This is a genomic window from Streptomyces fildesensis, from assembly GCF_016107395.1.
In the GTDB taxonomy this organism is placed as follows: domain Bacteria; phylum Actinomycetota; class Actinomycetes; order Streptomycetales; family Streptomycetaceae; genus Actinacidiphila; species Actinacidiphila fildesensis.
On record NZ_JAAIKO010000151.1, the window covers coordinates 1 to 697 of the forward strand.

2 protein-coding genes are annotated in these 697 nt (G+C 68.0%); both read left to right on the forward strand.

Translation table 11 applies throughout. The annotated features are described in order from the left end of the window. Positions 1-549, forward strand: a 549-nt coding sequence (locus tag C6N31_RS42335) for a glycine radical domain-containing protein (protein ID WP_198359635.1), incomplete at its 5' end; no start/stop codon positions are given. After that, the coding region (locus tag C6N31_RS42340; protein WP_198359636.1) for a 4Fe-4S cluster-binding domain-containing protein at positions 546-697 on the forward strand (152 nt) is incomplete at its 3' end. The genes C6N31_RS42335 and C6N31_RS42340, both read left to right, overlap by 4 nt.

Genomic DNA, 697 nt, shown 5'->3' on the forward strand with positions numbered 1-697 from the left:
GCCGACAGCATCGCCGTCGACCTGGTGCACACCTTCATGGCCAAGCTGCGCCGGCATCCCACGTACCGGGGTGCGGAGCAGACCCAGTCGGTGCTCACCATCACCTCCAACGTGGTCTACGGCAAGCACACGGGCAACACCCCGGACGGCCGTCGCGCGGGGCTGCCCTTCGCGCCCGGTGCCAACCCCATGAACGGCCGCGACCGCCACGGGCTGGCGGCCTCCGCCCTGTCGGTGGCCAAGATCCCGTACGAGCAGGCCCGTGACGGCATCTCGCTGACCTCGACCATCACCCCGGAAGGGCTCGGGCACGACCCCGCGGAACGTGCCACCAACCTGGTCGGCATCCTCGACGCCTACACGGCTTCCGGCGGCTTCCACATGAACGTGAACGTTCTGGACCGGGCCACCCTGGAGGACGCCATGGAGCATCCGGAGAAGTATCCCGAGCTGACCATCCGGGTCTCCGGTTACGCCGTAAACTTCGTCCGCCTGACGCGTGAGCAGCAGCTCGATGTGATCAGCCGCACCTTCCACGGTGCGATGTGAGCACCGGCCGGATCCATTCCTGGGACCTGTCCACGGGCGTGGACGGGCCCGGCACCCGGTTCGTGCTCTTCATGAACGGCTGCCCGCTGCGCTGCTCGTACTGCGCCAACCCCGACACCTGGAAACTGCGCGACGGGCGCAGTATGAC